This window comes from Methanobrevibacter sp. V14 (assembly GCF_963082475.1).
Lineage (GTDB): Archaea > Methanobacteriota > Methanobacteria > Methanobacteriales > Methanobacteriaceae > Methanocatella.
The window spans coordinates 310,420-325,133 of sequence record NZ_CAUJAM010000006.1 but is presented as its reverse complement, the minus strand read 5'-3'; the positions used below and the strand labels follow the sequence as shown (position 1 = coordinate 325,133).

Here is a 14,714-nt window from a genome sequence, read left to right as displayed (position 1 = left end):
TAATTAATTTATATTTAAAAATATTTGAGTATTTGAGAAAAATCATCAATACATTCTAAAATATACTCATTTTCCCAATCATTTTGATTACCATAACCCCATTTAACAATAACACAGTCGATTCTGGCATTTTGAGCAGTTTTTATATCTGTATTAGAATCCCCAATATAAAGGATTTCATCCAGACCAACACCAGCTTTTTTAATTATTTTATTAACTCCACAAGGATCCGGTTTTGAGGGGCAGTCAAAATCATGACCTCTTATTAAAATAAAATCAATATCTCCAAAGAATTTATCCATAAAAGTTTCAATCGAATCGGTGAATCTATTTGAATTAATAGCCAGTATTACATTTTGCTTTTCTAATTTTTTTAAGATCTCATGACTTTTGGGAAATGGAACTGAATGTTCTTTTTTGAAGGATAATATAAGCTCAAATATGTTTTTTAACCATTTCGATATTTTCAGGAGTATTTTTATCTTTTAAAACAAGTGAAACAATATCATCGATTTTTCCACCTAAATTACCAATATATTCCTCACGAGTTAAAGTTGGAAGATCATGAATTGTTAAAGCTTTATTAAAACATATTACAACATCGTTGACCGTATCCATTAGTGTTCCATCAAAATCAAAAATAGCAAGTTTTTTCATAGGTTAACATCTGTTTAACTAAATTAAATAATTATGCATAAATTATTTTTATTTCTAAAACATCATTGAAACAAAAGGTTCGCTTATCGGTCACATCCATCAACAAGCATGTATTATTTTGAATGTAATTTTAGGAAGAAGATTCATTAGATGATTCTTTCTAATTTTAACAATTCCATTTTTTTATCAATTCCCGCTGCATATCCCGTTAATTTTCCATTTGAACCAACTACCCTATGGCATGGGATTAAAATAGATATTGGATTGTGACCAACTGCACCCCCGACAGCTTGTGCAGACATTGTTGGAGAAATCATTGATGCAATTTCCCCATATGTTAAAGTTTCACCATATGGAATTTCAGATAATATTTTCCAAACTTTTTGCCTAAACTCACTACCTTGAGGATTTAGTTTAAAATCGATTTCGGGATTATTGCCATTGAAATATTCATCAAACCAATTAATTACCTTTTTAAATATGGTCAAATCATCTTTCTGAATAATGTCCTCATTAATTGTAGCTTTAAAATATTTTTGACCATAAAACCAAACCCCAACAATAGATTCAGCGTCACCTACAATTAACATTTCCCCTAATGGAGAGTCATAATTAGTTGAATAATACATTTTATCATGACAAATCTATGTATCTTTATCTACAAATAGTTAATTACAATATGATTTAATTTCAAAGTAAAGAAAACAATATTCAATCCCTGCTGATTAATTGCCACAAGTTCCAGACAGCTTTTTTATTCATTTTAGATATTGCTCTTTGAGTTTTTATTCCTTTAGGACATACATCTTCACAGGCAATGGATTTTACACAATGAGAGAAGAATTTATCTTTATATTTACTTTTTAGACGTTTAATATGATTTGAATCAGATTCTTGTGATATTAATTTAGAAGCTGAAACTGCAATTGGAGTTCCAACAAAATCTCCCCCTCCATAATTCGGACAGGCTTCAACACAACATCCACACATTAAACACAACGACATTTCATATTCAAAATCAATATCGTTTTGATTAATTTTAGAGTTACTTTCCAACCATTGCTCACATTCAATTAAATCATTGTGCAATTTAGATTTATCAACTTTTAAGTCTTTAATAACTGGGAATTTTGATAATGGTTCTATTGTTATTTCTCCATATTCTTTAATCATTATTTCTTCGTTTAAAAATGTTTGGCAAGCCAATTTTGGTTGTGAGTTAATTACCATTGCACAAGACCCACATAAACCTTGAAGACAACTGCATTGATATACTATTGCCCCAATTTCATCAAGCATGGTTGTAACTGGAATATTTAAATTGCCAGAATATTTAAATTCCTTGAATTCCCCATCAATTTTAATTTTAACCGTTATTTCACTCATCTAACTCCTCAAATGAAATTTTTATTTCCCCATCATAGTCAATGCAGGTTATTTTCCTATATTCCTCTTTAGTTTGAAGATATTCTTCCCTTTGATGAGCTCCGCGGCTTTCTTTTCTTTCAATTGCTGAAAGTATGCAAGCTCGAGCTAATGTAGTTAAATTTTTAATTTTCACATAATCATAATAACTCGAATTGGTATTAACATCACAATTTAAAGTATCCAATTGCTTTAAAGCCCCATACAATTCCGTTTCATTTCTATAAATTCCCATAGAGGTATTCATAATATTTGCAAGTTTATCTTCAATTGTGGAGAGTAACTCACCATCAAATGAATCCTTCCATGAATTAAATGAATCAATTTGATTTTTCAGAGAATTAAAAACAACATCAGGATTAAAATATTCTTCCAATACAACATTTTGAGCTGCAATATAACCTCCATGGATTGCTCCAAGAAGCGAATTGCCACCTAATCTATTTGCTCCATGATACTGACATGAACATTCCCCAGCTGCAAATAATCCTTCAATATTGGTTTTGTGATTTTCATCAGTTTTAATACCTCCCATAAAGTAGTGAACCCCAGGATAGACAGGGATTGCATCACAAGTTGGGTCAATATTTAAATAACGGGTGCAAACCTCATAAACTTCATCCAATTTGATTTTAACTGTATCTTCACTTAAATGGCTTATATCCAGGTAGACTTGATTTTTTCCGCCCCGAGATGCCTTGTAAATACTTCTTGAGACAACATCCCTTGGCATTAACTCAGCCATTTCAGGATACCATTCTTTCATAAAGTAGTATTTCTCGCCATTTTGATTAACATATAAGTTTCCACCTTCTCCACGAGCTGCTTCAGTTATTAACATTCTTTTTGAAGGTGTTTTAACAGTTGTTGGATGGTATTGTATCATTTCAAGATTAGCTAGTCTTACACCTTGAATTAATGCTTTTGCCGTTACATATCCATCATTTAAAACAGACCCTGAGGTTTTTCCAAATAATTTATTCAATCCTCCACTTGCCAGAATAACTGAACCTGTAAAAGCCTTAATCTCTTGTGTGTCTTCATTAATACAAATTACCCCTAAACATTGATTATTATCCAAGATTAGAGATAAAAATCTCCAGCCAACATACCTTTTAACTTTATCTTCTGCTTCTTTTTTTCTACATAATGCTGTAAGGGCAGTTACAATTTGTTTTCCGGTTCTTGCTCCTGCATAAGCAGTTCTTGCAAATTTTTGACCGCCAAAGTATCTTAAATCAATGTTGCCATCATCACGAGTGAAGCTAACTCCAATATTTTCCAGCCATTTGACAATTTTTGAAGCATCATATGTTAATTTCAAAACTGATTTGGAATCGTTAATTTCACAGCCGCTATTGATTGTGTCTTGATAATGTTTATCTACTGAATCATTTTCACCTTTGGTGTTAAGTGCAACATTAATTCCCCCCATTGCCATTACAGATTGACTAGATTCAGAGAATGTTGGTGAAATCAAAGTTACATTTGCACCTAAATCACTAGCTTTAATAGCAGATGTTAAACCGGCTAAACCCGATCCAATAACAACAACATTCACAATATCACCCCATAATACACTATTTCAGCTAAAATTGCTATTAAAAGCAAAATGCAGATAGTGAGATTGAATTTATCTTTAAAATTAACAAATGAATTTTTATTATCTAAAAATCCGAAAGATACCAGTAAACGAGGAATACTTACACGTAAATGCATGGAAATTGAAGCGAACAATAAAATATCAATTAAGAAATGCAATAATTTAAAATGAAACTCTGAAGAGAAATTAATCGGAAGCATCATATATGAAAAAATATGCAAACCTACAAAGATGACAATGCAAATTCCTGTGATGAATTGTTGTGTGGTTTCGGCAATTAGTTTAGGATACACCTTATTTTTCCTCATTTTGTCTTTCAGATAAAGATAAGAACTAATTATAATATGCAAAACTAGGGGATAAAATAATCTTCTACCGGTTATTTTAAAACTTGGAGAATAATCAATCAAACCATATAAAAATAATAAAGATAAAACAGCATGATTTACAAACATTAGAATCATGATTATTACTAATAAACTGTTTATCTTTCTTAGCGGAATCATTTTAATCTAAGTAGGATTTGGAGAACTTTTCAAAATCTTCATCACTCATAGGTTCGAGAGTTGACACCTTTTCATTTGTCATAATACTTGAAGCAAGAGTCTTGTATTCTTGTGTTTCATCACTTTCAGGATATTTTTCTACTACGGTTTTTGCATCCAATTCGGCATCTTGAATTAAATTACTTCTATGAACTGTTCCAATTACATGAGTTCCTATCTTTTTGGCAAATTCACTAACAATTTGCTCTTCATTTTCCACATTCCTACAATTGCAAACAATACCGCTTAAATTACCTTTAAGCTTTTTAACACCACGAACAATATTATTTGCAGCATAAAGTGCCATATATTCACCAGAAGTTACAATTAAAACTTCATCAGCATATTTTTCACGTAAAGGAACTGAAAAACCGCCGCAAACCACATCCCCCAATACATCATATACAACAACATCCAAATCTTCATCAAAAATACCTAGTTTTTCAAGCCTTTTCATGGCCACTATAACACCCCTTCCCGCACAACCAACACCAGGTTCGGGTCCGCCACTTTCAACACACTGAATGCCTTTAAAACCACTGAAAACCAATTCCTCCTTTTCAGGATTCCTATTTTCCTTTAATGTATTGACAATAGTCGGAATTCTTTTTCCACATAAAGTACGTGTAGTATCAGCTTTTGGGTCACAACCAATGACTAAACAGTTTAAATCATCACTTGCCCACACAGCAGATAGATTAGCTACTGTAGTGCTTTTTCCTATTCCACCTTTTCCATAAATAGCTATTTTTTTAATCATTATAAATCGCTCATGTTTTTAATTCTCAAAACTGAAGATGCAACTGCACATATAGTAATTATTAAAGACAATATTAATGTTATATTTTTAGAATTTATTAATATTACTACGATTGGTAAAGTATAAAACATTAGTGCTACAAAAGTGCCGAATTTCTCATACTTTAACCCATCACGTCCAGAAGTTATGAAAAATTCTAGTATTTTTAAAATAATAATAAATAAAAACCAAAATGGCACCAAATCAATCAAAACCAAAGACAATGTTGAAAAGAATATAAATAAAAAATCAAAAATAACATCTATCCGAGCACCATTAGGAGAAGCCAAATCATGTTTTCGAGCCCAAAAACCATCTAAGATGTCACTTAACACAGTTAATCCAAATATGATTATTAAACTTATAATATTAAATTCAAAAAGAACCACATATAAAAATGATAATCCGAAAAATAGTCTAGAAGCTGACAGAAAGTTTACAATAAGTTTATTCATGAAAAAACCTTCATTATGTTTTAATTAATTTATATACAAAATCGTTTTGGCGAACTTTATCTGGAATAGCTATTGCCACATTACAACCTTTATTTACACTTTCAACAGATTTTCCTTCAATCTGCATGGATTCGATTGTGTGAGTAATAGATCCTGTAGTTTTACCTTGAATTATGATTTTATCCCCCAGCTTCAAATCATCCCAAATTCTAAGCTCTGCTGCCTTAACTTTATTGTAGTAGTTAACCACCTGACCAATGTCTTTTTTAATATATTTCGATTGGTTATCCTCACTTATCTCAAATGGAGTGCTGAAGTAAAAATTAGTGTCAAATCCACGATTGAACACACTTGTTAATTCATCCATCCACTCTGACCTAACTTCATAGCCAGTTGGATTATCTGAATAGCTATCAATAGCTTGCCTGTACATTCCTGTAACCATAGCACCATAATCAGGACTTCTAGCTCTTCCTTCAATTTTAAATGATGCAACACCACTTTTCATTAACTCGGGAATGTATTCGATCATGCACATGTCTTTTGGTGAAAAAAAGTTGGTTCTATAACTTCCATCATCACTACCGGAGATAATAAAACTCTCATCTTCAACATCAGAGAAATTAACAACATTATCCTCACCTTCCTCATATGTTAATGTCCAGTTTTTACGGCAAGGCTGTAAACAGTCCCCACAATTAGCACTTCTTCCATACAACCCATAGCTTAAAAAACACCTTCCAGAAATTGCCATGCAAATTGCACCATGAATAAAAATCTCAGTTTCAATTGGAGATTTGCGAGTAATATCCGTAATTTCAGCCAGGGAAAGCTCACGAGATAAAATAGCCCTTTTAGCTCCTAATTTCTTAAGGGTTTTAAGAGTGTATGAGTTAGTAACATTTTCCTGAACGCTGATATGTGCTTCAAGACCATGTGAAACAGTATCTTCAATCAATCCAATGTCAGATAAAATAAGTCCGTCAATTTCTGATGAGGAGATTTTCTCTAAGCTATCTTCCAATTGACATGCTAAAGATTCATTTAAAATAATATTTGTACATAAATAAGTTTTAGCCCCATATTCTTTAGAAATTTTAGAAACTTCATTTAAATCATTTAAAGAGAAATTTTTAGCATTGGCCCTCATATTATAATCATCAAGACCCAAGTAAACTGCATCAGCACCATTTTCTAAAACAGCGCGTAGCGAAATAAAATTCCCTGCAGGAGCTAATAATTCAACCATGATTATCTAAGGTTTATAATAAGTTTCAGCTTCAATACCCTCAGGAAGTTCTGTAGGATATCTCTCATTAAGACATCCCAAACATAGATTTTCTTCAGGCATACCAATGGCTTCAACTAAAGCATGCAAAGTAATGTATCCTAAAGTATCAATGTCTAATTGCTCTTTAATTTCTTCAATGCCATAATTAGCTGCAATCAACTCTTTTTTAGTTGCCATTGCAACACCATAGTAACATGGAGAAATTACAGGAGGACATCCTACTAAAAAGTGTATTTCAGCCGGTTCGGATTCTTTTACAAGATCTAATAATTTTTTAGAGGTGGTTCCTCTTACAATACTGTCATCAATTAAAATAATCTTTTTGCCTTTAATGGCTTCTTTTATAGGATTTAATTTAAGTCTAACAGCCAATTCCCGTTCTTCTTGAGTCGGCATGATAAATGTTCTTCCAACATAACGGTTTTTAATTAATCCCTCACCGTAAGGAATTCCAGAAGCTCTAGAAAATCCAATAGCAGCAGGAATTGATGAATCAGGAACTGGAATTACCACATCTGCATCAATAGGATATAATTCATATAATTGCTTGCCGATATTCATCCTAGTCTGATAAACATTAATACCATCAATGGTACTATCAGGTCTTGCAAAATAAACATATTCAAACATGCAATGTGACAAACCACATTTATCAGCAATTTCTAACATATGGGAGTTAATTTCATTATTGTCAAAGTAAACAACTTCCCCAGGAACAATATCCCTGATGTATTTAGCATTGATTACGTCAAAAGCAACAGTTTCAGAAGCTAGAATATAATCATCACCTCGCTTAGCAACTGCAAGAGGTTTGATTCCCATAGGATCCCTCACACCATACAATTCACCATTGACAAGTATTGTTAAAGCATAAGATCCAACAAGTTTTTTTGTTACAGATTCTATTGAATCGATGATACTTTTATTGTTATAGTAATGCTCATTTTTAAGCATATAACATATTACTTCAGAATCAGTGTCAGATTTGAATTCATAACCTTCAGCAATTAATTCTTCCCTCAATTCTGCTGAATTAACAATATCCCCATTATGAGCCATCGCTATAAATCCATCATCAAAATCAGTTACAAAAGGTTGAGAGTTTTCAAGTTTTGACTGGCCAGTGGTTGAATATCTTACATGACCCACAGCCATACTACCTGACAAATTTTGAATTTCATAGTCTTTGAAAACATCAGTGATTAAACCCATACCGCAGTAATAATTTAAACCTTTTTTAGGATTAAAAGTAGCTATTCCTGCTGATTCCTGACCTCTGTGCTGTAAAGCATATAAACAATAATAAACTAATGATGCAACATCCTTAGATTCATCTTTAGAATGAAATCCAACAATACCACACTTGTCTTCCATTTCGCCTTGCATGTGCTAACTCCAATTTAAAATATAATAGTATTTTTAGTCAAACTAGTATAAAATAATTAATGTTTCATTCCCAAAAGTTTTCAAAAGAGTTAGGGATTTCATATTCCTCATCAACTTCAGGAGATTTTGTCTCTTCAGAACTTAATTCTCTTTTTAAATCATCACTATTATCATCAACAAATATTAATGCAGTTCTAACAATATTTAACCATTCAATTGCTTTATTTCTAGATTCCGCAGCAATGTAACCTTGTCCAACAATGATATTATCAGGTTTAAACTTGTTTGTAGCAATTACAATCCTTTTCTCATCAACCAAGTCTTGATGAAAATTATCCTGCCACAATTCATTTAAATTAAAAATTTCTAAAATTTCTCTTGAATAAATATCCTCATAACGTGATTTGAATACGGAATAATCTGCTTTAATCTCATCAAAATCTTCACGCAAATCACTATTTTCACGAGTTATTACTTCTTGTTCTTTTAAAAGTTGATTATAATCATCTAAAAGATTATTATAGTTATGGGTTACTTTCATCAGTTTATTTTCCAAAGTATGGATGTTAATTAAATTTAAAGAATAGGATAATGTTGATTTTATTATTGAATTTAAAATCTCTTTTTCAGCCAAATTAAAATCAATAGATTCGTCTTCAACAATAATATTATTATAATCAAACAATCCAATATTGTTAAAATCAGTTTTTAATTCATTAAATAGGATATTATATGTTTCATCATGACCATAACCGCCAATGAGTAAAATATCAGCACCACTAGCTACTTTTTTAACAATGTTCAATTCCACTGTTGGTATAATTGATGAAACAATAATATTGTAATCATTTGCAAGTTGAATATTGTTAACGGCTTTTGATACAAGCTGTGCAACATCCAAACCACTTACAATTATACGAACATCAATTTTAGATTCATGAGTTTCGCTTTCCATATACTATTACCTAAATTCCATTAATTTTTTGATGCCATTTCCAAGAGGACTCTACAATTTTTTCTAAATCATATTTTGGAGTCCAACCAAGATTATTTTGAATTTTAGAAGAATCCGCTACTAATCTGTCAGGATCTCCTTCACGACGTTGTCCAACTTTAACTTCAAAGTCTTTTTTAGTGACTTTTTTACACATTTCAATTACTTCACGAACAGAAAATCCCTGACCATTCCCTAAATTAAACACATCGGATTTTCCATTATTGCATAAATATTCATATGCCTTAATATGTGCATCTGCAAGGTCATCTACATGAATGTAATCACGAATACAAGTTCCATCAGGAGTGTCATAATCCTCCCCGTAAATGTATATGCAATCACGTTTTCCAATAGCCGCATCTAATATTAACGGTATTAAATGGGTTTCAGGATCATGCAATTCCCCAATCTCACCATCAAAGTCACATCCAGATGCATTAAAGTATCTTAATGCAACATAATTGAAATCGCCTTTTTGAGCTTCTCTTTCAAGAGCTTTTTCAACTAACCATTTAGACTGCCCATAAGGATTTATAGGTTTTAAATCTGAATCTTCAGTAATTGGAATCTTTTCCGGAGTTCCATAAACAGCTGCAGTTGATGAAAAAATAAATTTATTTACATTATACTCCCGCATTACCCTAAGGAGATTAAGAGTATTTTTATAATTATTTTTAAGATATTTTTGAGGCATTTCAACAGATTCAGCTACTGATATAAACCCTGCAAAATGGATAACTCCCTCTATGTCATATTTTTCAAAAATTTCACTTAAATCACTACTTCCAATGTCACAGTTTTCTAAGTTTCCCCATTTTACGAAATTTTCATAACCATTTGAGAGATTATCTAAAACAACAGTCCCATAACCTGCATTGTGCAATGCTTTATTTGTATGAGAACCAATATAACCTGCACCACCAGTAACTAAAATCATTTAAACACCTAAATAAATTTACCCAATTTAAGTAATGCTTTTGGAGAGATTTTAATTAATTTTTGAACAATTTCAGTAGTTGAAATTTTCTCAAAGCTTTCACCTTGGAATGCATGAGCAATACTATTTAGTTCACTATCAGATAAAGTGAGTAAGTATTCTTGTACTTTTTTATATCTTTTAATATCATGATCAAGAGCTTCATGAGCCATTTTATCATATTGTTTTAAGAATTTTTTAGAACAATCTTCTTTAATAGCTTGAGCTGCCACTTGACCTGCACACATTCCTCCAGTCATGCCAGAGATAATTCCTCCACCAGTTAATGGATTTACTTGTCCTGCCGCATCCCCACATACTAAAATATTATCATCGTATAATTTTTTAGTCATTCCACCGACAGGGTCTCCGCCAACATTTAATTCAACAGCCTGAGCATTTTTTAAGTAAGGACATGTAGCTACAAAATCATCTAAATATTCTTTAGCTGTTTTTTCAGCTTTATGAGGCAATACTGCTAAACCAACATTAGCAATGTCATCTCCTTTAGGAAAAATCCAGACGTATCCACCAGGAGCACATGAACCTAAGTAAAATTCAATAATTCCCGGCCTTTCAAACTCAACATTACACATTTCATATTGAACCCCAGATTCCATTTCTTTAGCTTTTGCTGCTGGTCTAAGACCTGCCCATCTTGCAATATGTCCTTCAGGACCATCAGCTGCAATTAAAATTTTACATTTATAGTCTATTTTCTCGCCCATTGATTCAGTTTCAACAATGTATCCATCATTGATTTTTTCAACACCAGTTACTAAAGTTTTAATTTTAATTTCAGCACCTGCTCTAGCTGCATCCATTGCCATGTGTTTATCAAATACTTTTCTTTCAAGAATATATCCAGCTTCAGGTAATTTTACTTCATCACTAGTTAACCACACATCAGTTCCATCAGGAGTTTGTATTCTTACACCTTCGATTTCTTGAGTAACCCACCTTGGAGAAGGTTCGATACCTAATTTTTCAAGCCCTTCAATTGAAACTCCTTCAGCACATCTCTTTGGAGATCCAATTTCGGATTTTTTATCCATTAAAATTACTTTTGCTCCGCCTAAAGCAGCGTGTTTTGCTGCGCTTGAACCTGCAGGTCCGGAACCTACTACAATTACATCAGTTTCAATCATACTTAGTCCTCCCTTTCTAAAGCATCAATAGGACATGCTTCAATACAAATTGAGCATTCTTTACAGTTATCTTCGTTAAATACTAGACTATACTCTCTTACTTGAATTAAATTTTTTGGACAAACACCTGCACATTCTCCACAGAATGAACACCAATCTTTAACAATCATAAAAATATCTCCATTCAATATAAATAGTTTATTTTATGAATAATATAGATTCTTATATTATTTAAATATTTAGTTAGAAATAAGCAAAAAAGAGAATATAAATAAAAAAAATAATTTTAAAGTGTTATTTTACTAACAATACCGGAACATCAGAAGTTCTCAAAAGTCTTTCTGAGACTGAACCAATTTGAGTATCTGAAACACAGTTTTTATCAAATGAAACAAACCTGTTATTATTTGCCCCATGGGCATGGATAACCACTAAATCTGCTCTTGTTTGGTCAATGACAAATTTCATGTCCCTTAAAGGATCTGCTGTAAGTAAATGTTCAACCACATCAACACCTGCTTTTGAAGCTTTATCAGTGATTTTTCCTAAAAGTTCATCACCAGAATCCTCTTCTGAATCGTAACTATTTAATGAAAATTCTTCAAGAACATGTACAGCGGCTATTTTTGAGTTAAATTTCCGAGCTATTTCAATAGCTACATCAGCCGCTTTAGATCCATATTCAGAACCATCAACCGGAACTGCAATAATATCAAACATTAATTAATCTCCTTTTAAATAATCTGCATGACAGAAATCAATGAAATTATCCACTATTTCATCAATATTTCCACTATCCTCTATGATTTTACCTTCATCCATAAATATTGCTCTGTCGGATAATTCTTTAATAAAATCAGTATTATGTGAAATCATGACTATTGTAATATCATATTCTTTTGAAATTGATTTTAAAGCATTAGTTACATCTCTTAAAGTAATCGGATCTAAATCTCCAAATGGTTCATCTAAAAGTAAGAATTTAGGTCTTGAAACTAATATTAAAGCAAGCATTACACGTACTTTTTGACCACCAGACAGTTCATAGGATTTTCTAAATAAAATATCCATATCTAAGTCAAGACTTTCAAAGATATCCGCAACAGCTTCTTTTGTAGCAGTTTCAGGGAATCTTGGGAACAGATCATTTAAAATTTCACCATCAAGATTAATTTGTCTTAAACGTTCCTTAGCTTCAGTTTCAGGCAAATCAGTTAATAAATAAAATGAATCTAACAACTCTTCACTTAATCCTAATTTTTTAGCTCTCATTTTTGCTTCTTTAACAATATCCTGATTTTTATATCCGAGACGTGTAGCTAATTGATCTAGAACCGTTGCATAATGACTTAAAGCAAATTCTTGATGCATGAAACCTAATTTAGAACGTATTTTCATACGATTCAATCCCGGAATGTCAATATCAGCCCAGCCATCTTCTACTTTATATAATACTTCTCCTTCATCAGGATCATCTAATCCTCCAAGCATTCTTAAAAGTACAGTTTTACCAGCTCCACTTGGACCAATAATACTTAAGATATTCCCATTTCGTACCTTAAAGTTAATATCTTCAATTTGAAGAACTTCACCACCAGTTAATAGGTAGAATCTTTTATAAATATCCTTTACATCAATAACGTCTTCATCAGTTGAAATATTTTGAATATCCACAATATCATCCATATCTCTCATTAACTTATCACAGATTTCATCTGTTGAACCTTCATCAGCAATTTCACCGTCTTCAAGTAAAATTACCCTATCAGCTAAGTATTTTTGAACATCAGGCAAATGAGAAACAATAATAACTGTAATATTTAATTCCTTGTTGATTTTTTTAACCGCATCTAAAATTTCTTGTTTTGTTCTGGGGCATGCCATAGTTGCAGGTTCATCAAGAAGTAAAGCTTTAGGTTGTTTTGCAAGCTGTCTTGCCATGATAAGCCTTTGTTTTTCACCACCACTTAAAACAGATGCATAATGATCAGCTTTATGAGTAAGTGAAACCAATTCCAATAGTTCATCAGCTTCATGGCCAAATTCACTTTCTGCTATTTCAAAATTAGTATCTCCTTCATCAAAGTATTTACGTGCATATAATTTTCTTAAAACATTTTCACGTACTGTATCCGGCCATAACCCAAAAGATCTTTGAAGATGAATTGCAGTTTCTTTTTTAAGATTATTATAATAAAATTGAGAAGATGTGGAAGTTACTTTCACTTTACCAACTTCAATACTACCATCATCAATATGTTCAACACCTCTTAATGCTCTTAAAAGTGTTGTTTTACCAGACCCACTTTTTCCCATGATTCCAAGAATTTCACCTTCTTTAACTTCAAAACTAACATCTTTAAGAGCAGGAACTTTAGTTCCATCAGCTAATTCATATTCTTTACTTACATTTTCAACTTTTATCATTATTAATGCCCCTTTATACTTTATTAAGGTATATTTTTGAAACTATTTATATGTTAATAATTAAAATTAAAATAAGTGATGAAAATGGCTAGCGACACTAAAATTCAAGAATACATGAACAGTTTAGAAGAAGAAAAAATCATGATTGAAACACATTTTGCTAATATTGAAAGGATTTTAAGAGACAACTCTAAATTAGACCAGCAAAAAGCATTTGGACTACTAAATAACTTTAACACACTAAGTATCCAATATGACCAATTATGTAACGACCTAATTACCTTTATCAAAATATTTCAAGATAAAGGTTCACAGGAAATCAGGATTTACAAAACCGATGAATTAGTCGAACTTCTAGAAGATAGGATTAAGGAATTTTAATAATTGTAGTTAATTACAATTCTTCCATTAGATTGAGTAGTTGAATTTTCAGCTACCACCTCACCATTTCTCAATAATTGAACTTTAAGTTCTCCTTCACCATAATCCTGTTTTTGAACATCAAGAGAAACTCTTTCCCATGCAGCACAATCAAGTGTAAAACGTTTATTACCATAACCTGATTCTTTTACAAGATAATTTGGATCACCCATTTCAGCATACCAACTGCCTCCATATTGGATTACTGCTTTATAAGGATAAGAAGAAGTCTGGTGATTACTTCCATCATCAGAAACAATATTTAATGAATCTTGATTTGACGGTTGAGTACTGTTATAAACAAAAGAGAATAATAAAAATGCTATAACAATAATCCCCAACACTATTACGATTTTTTTACCTATACTCATATTCCAACTACTTTCTCTTTTTGTATTTTTTATTTTATTACCATCAGAGTCGGAAAGTAAATAAGTACAGTTATCACAATATACGGCTGTGGATGAATTCTCATATCCACACCGCGGACATTTTACCATATACCATAACCTTTTTTTATATCAATTATAAAAACATTATAAAAATACTTATATTTAAAGTTAATGCAAAACTAGTATTTTTTCA

The 14,714-nt window shown here is 31.6% G+C and carries 18 protein-coding genes; 1 reads left to right on the top strand and 17 read right to left on the bottom strand.

The genetic code is table 11. The features are described from left to right. Window positions 1-14: 14 nt before the first annotated feature. From Q9968_RS03635 to Q9968_RS03560, 16 genes are all read right to left on the bottom strand, one after another. Window positions 15-431: an HAD family hydrolase gene (locus Q9968_RS03635; RefSeq protein WP_305513712.1), complete on the bottom strand. Its 417-nt coding sequence runs from the start codon at window positions 429-431 to the stop codon at window positions 15-17. A gap of 4 nt (window positions 432-435) precedes the next feature. After that, on the bottom strand, window positions 436-657 hold the full coding sequence (locus tag Q9968_RS03630; protein ID WP_305513544.1) for an HAD family hydrolase: 222 nt from the start codon (window positions 655-657) through the stop codon (window positions 436-438). 146 nt (window positions 658-803) lie between these two features. Further along, the gene (locus tag Q9968_RS03625; RefSeq protein WP_305513542.1) at window positions 804-1,286 is read right to left on the bottom strand and encodes a methylated-DNA--[protein]-cysteine S-methyltransferase; all 483 of its coding nucleotides are present in this window, start codon (window positions 1,284-1,286) and stop codon (window positions 804-806) included. 82 nt (window positions 1,287-1,368) lie between these two features. After that, window positions 1,369-2,043 carry a 2Fe-2S iron-sulfur cluster-binding protein gene (locus Q9968_RS03620; RefSeq protein ID WP_305513541.1) on the bottom strand — a complete coding sequence of 225 codons (675 nt, stop codon included), beginning with the start codon at window positions 2,041-2,043 and terminating at the stop codon, window positions 1,369-1,371. After that, window positions 2,036-3,643 (bottom strand): FAD-binding protein, encoded by a 1,608-nt coding sequence (locus Q9968_RS03615; protein WP_305513540.1) that lies wholly within the window; start codon window positions 3,641-3,643, stop codon window positions 2,036-2,038. Before Q9968_RS03615 ends, Q9968_RS03620 begins: the two co-directional genes overlap by 8 nt. Then, window positions 3,640-4,140, bottom strand: a complete 501-nt coding sequence (locus Q9968_RS03610; RefSeq protein ID WP_305513538.1) for a hypothetical protein — start codon at window positions 4,138-4,140, stop codon at window positions 3,640-3,642. The genes Q9968_RS03615 and Q9968_RS03610 overlap by 4 nt, the downstream gene beginning before the upstream one ends. A 52-nt stretch (window positions 4,141-4,192) precedes the next feature. Beyond that, window positions 4,193-4,990, bottom strand: coding sequence for a Ni-sirohydrochlorin a,c-diamide reductive cyclase ATP-dependent reductase subunit (gene cfbC / locus Q9968_RS03605; protein ID WP_305513537.1), 798 nt, complete (start codon window positions 4,988-4,990; stop codon window positions 4,193-4,195). Beyond that, window positions 4,990-5,484 (bottom strand): CDP-alcohol phosphatidyltransferase family protein, encoded by a 495-nt coding sequence (locus Q9968_RS03600; protein ID WP_305513536.1) that lies wholly within the window; start codon window positions 5,482-5,484, stop codon window positions 4,990-4,992. The genes cfbC and Q9968_RS03600 overlap by 1 nt, the downstream gene beginning before the upstream one ends. Before the next feature lie 13 nt (window positions 5,485-5,497). Continuing rightward, window positions 5,498-6,733 carry a peptidase U32 family protein gene (locus Q9968_RS03595; RefSeq protein ID WP_305513534.1) on the bottom strand — a complete coding sequence of 412 codons (1,236 nt, stop codon included), beginning with the start codon at window positions 6,731-6,733 and terminating at the stop codon, window positions 5,498-5,500. 6 nt (window positions 6,734-6,739) lie between these two features. Further along, window positions 6,740-8,161, bottom strand: a complete 1,422-nt coding sequence (gene purF, locus Q9968_RS03590; RefSeq protein ID WP_305513532.1) for an amidophosphoribosyltransferase — start codon at window positions 8,159-8,161, stop codon at window positions 6,740-6,742. Window positions 8,162-8,225: 64 nt separating this feature from the next. Continuing rightward, on the bottom strand, window positions 8,226-9,116 hold the full coding sequence (locus Q9968_RS03585) for a hypothetical protein (RefSeq protein WP_305513530.1): 891 nt from the start codon (window positions 9,114-9,116) through the stop codon (window positions 8,226-8,228). A gap of 10 nt (window positions 9,117-9,126) precedes the next feature. Then, the gene (gene galE / locus Q9968_RS03580; protein ID WP_305513528.1) at window positions 9,127-10,095 is read right to left on the bottom strand and encodes a UDP-glucose 4-epimerase GalE; all 969 of its coding nucleotides are present in this window, start codon (window positions 10,093-10,095) and stop codon (window positions 9,127-9,129) included. Between the two features lie 8 nt (window positions 10,096-10,103). Then, on the bottom strand, window positions 10,104-11,282 hold the full coding sequence (locus tag Q9968_RS03575; RefSeq protein ID WP_305513526.1) for an NAD(P)/FAD-dependent oxidoreductase: 1,179 nt from the start codon (window positions 11,280-11,282) through the stop codon (window positions 10,104-10,106). Between the two features lie 2 nt (window positions 11,283-11,284). After that, complete coding sequence (locus Q9968_RS03570) at window positions 11,285-11,452, bottom strand: 4Fe-4S binding protein (RefSeq protein ID WP_305513524.1); 168 nt, start codon at window positions 11,450-11,452, stop codon at window positions 11,285-11,287. 124 nt (window positions 11,453-11,576) lie between these two features. Further along, window positions 11,577-12,002 carry a universal stress protein gene (locus Q9968_RS03565; protein WP_305513523.1) on the bottom strand — a complete coding sequence of 142 codons (426 nt, stop codon included), beginning with the start codon at window positions 12,000-12,002 and terminating at the stop codon, window positions 11,577-11,579. 3 nt (window positions 12,003-12,005) lie between these two features. After that, the gene (locus Q9968_RS03560; RefSeq protein WP_305513522.1) at window positions 12,006-13,709 is read right to left on the bottom strand and encodes an ATP-binding cassette domain-containing protein; all 1,704 of its coding nucleotides are present in this window, start codon (window positions 13,707-13,709) and stop codon (window positions 12,006-12,008) included. Window positions 13,710-13,793: 84 nt separating this feature from the next. Here Q9968_RS03560 and Q9968_RS03555 point away from each other — a divergent pair, with 84 nt between their 5' ends. Beyond that, window positions 13,794-14,090 (top strand): hypothetical protein, encoded by a 297-nt coding sequence (locus Q9968_RS03555; RefSeq protein WP_305513521.1) that lies wholly within the window; start codon window positions 13,794-13,796, stop codon window positions 14,088-14,090. Here Q9968_RS03555 and Q9968_RS03550 read toward each other — a convergent pair. Continuing rightward, complete coding sequence (locus tag Q9968_RS03550) at window positions 14,087-14,629, bottom strand: zinc ribbon domain-containing protein (RefSeq protein WP_305513520.1); 543 nt, start codon at window positions 14,627-14,629, stop codon at window positions 14,087-14,089. The genes Q9968_RS03555 and Q9968_RS03550 overlap by 4 nt on opposite strands. Window positions 14,630-14,714: the final 85 nt, after the last annotated feature.

Excerpts from the sequence above, each read along its gene's own strand:
- Q9968_RS03595 (WP_305513534.1), bottom strand. The coding sequence starts at position 6,733 with ATGGTTGAATTATTAGCTCCTGCAGGGAATTTTATTTCGCTACGCGCT.
- Q9968_RS03575 (WP_305513526.1), bottom strand. The coding sequence starts at position 11,282 with ATGATTGAAACTGATGTAATTGTAGTAGGTTCCGGACCTGCAGGTTCA.
- Q9968_RS03570 (WP_305513524.1), bottom strand. The coding sequence starts at position 11,452 with ATGATTGTTAAAGATTGGTGTTCATTCTGTGGAGAATGTGCAGGTGTT.
- Q9968_RS03600 (WP_305513536.1), bottom strand. The coding sequence starts at position 5,484 with ATGAATAAACTTATTGTAAACTTTCTGTCAGCTTCTAGACTATTTTTC.
- Q9968_RS03585 (WP_305513530.1), bottom strand. The coding sequence starts at position 9,116 with ATGGAAAGCGAAACTCATGAATCTAAAATTGATGTTCGTATAATTGTA.
- Q9968_RS03560 (WP_305513522.1), bottom strand. The coding sequence starts at position 13,709 with ATGATAAAAGTTGAAAATGTAAGTAAAGAATATGAATTAGCTGATGGA.
- Q9968_RS03550 (WP_305513520.1), bottom strand. The coding sequence starts at position 14,629 with ATGGTAAAATGTCCGCGGTGTGGATATGAGAATTCATCCACAGCCGTA.
- Q9968_RS03610 (WP_305513538.1), bottom strand. The coding sequence starts at position 4,140 with ATGTTTGTAAATCATGCTGTTTTATCTTTATTATTTTTATATGGTTTG.
- cfbC (WP_305513537.1), bottom strand. The coding sequence starts at position 4,990 with ATGATTAAAAAAATAGCTATTTATGGAAAAGGTGGAATAGGAAAAAGC.
- Q9968_RS03625 (WP_305513542.1), bottom strand. The coding sequence starts at position 1,286 with ATGTATTATTCAACTAATTATGACTCTCCATTAGGGGAAATGTTAATT.
- Q9968_RS03630 (WP_305513544.1), bottom strand. The coding sequence starts at position 657 with ATGAAAAAACTTGCTATTTTTGATTTTGATGGAACACTAATGGATACG.
- Q9968_RS03565 (WP_305513523.1), bottom strand. The coding sequence starts at position 12,002 with ATGTTTGATATTATTGCAGTTCCGGTTGATGGTTCTGAATATGGATCT.
- Q9968_RS03555 (WP_305513521.1), top strand. The coding sequence starts at position 13,794 with ATGGCTAGCGACACTAAAATTCAAGAATACATGAACAGTTTAGAAGAA.
- Q9968_RS03620 (WP_305513541.1), bottom strand. The coding sequence starts at position 2,043 with ATGAGTGAAATAACGGTTAAAATTAAAATTGATGGGGAATTCAAGGAA.
- purF (WP_305513532.1), bottom strand. The coding sequence starts at position 8,161 with ATGCAAGGCGAAATGGAAGACAAGTGTGGTATTGTTGGATTTCATTCT.
- galE (WP_305513528.1), bottom strand. The coding sequence starts at position 10,095 with ATGATTTTAGTTACTGGTGGTGCAGGTTATATTGGTTCTCATACAAAT.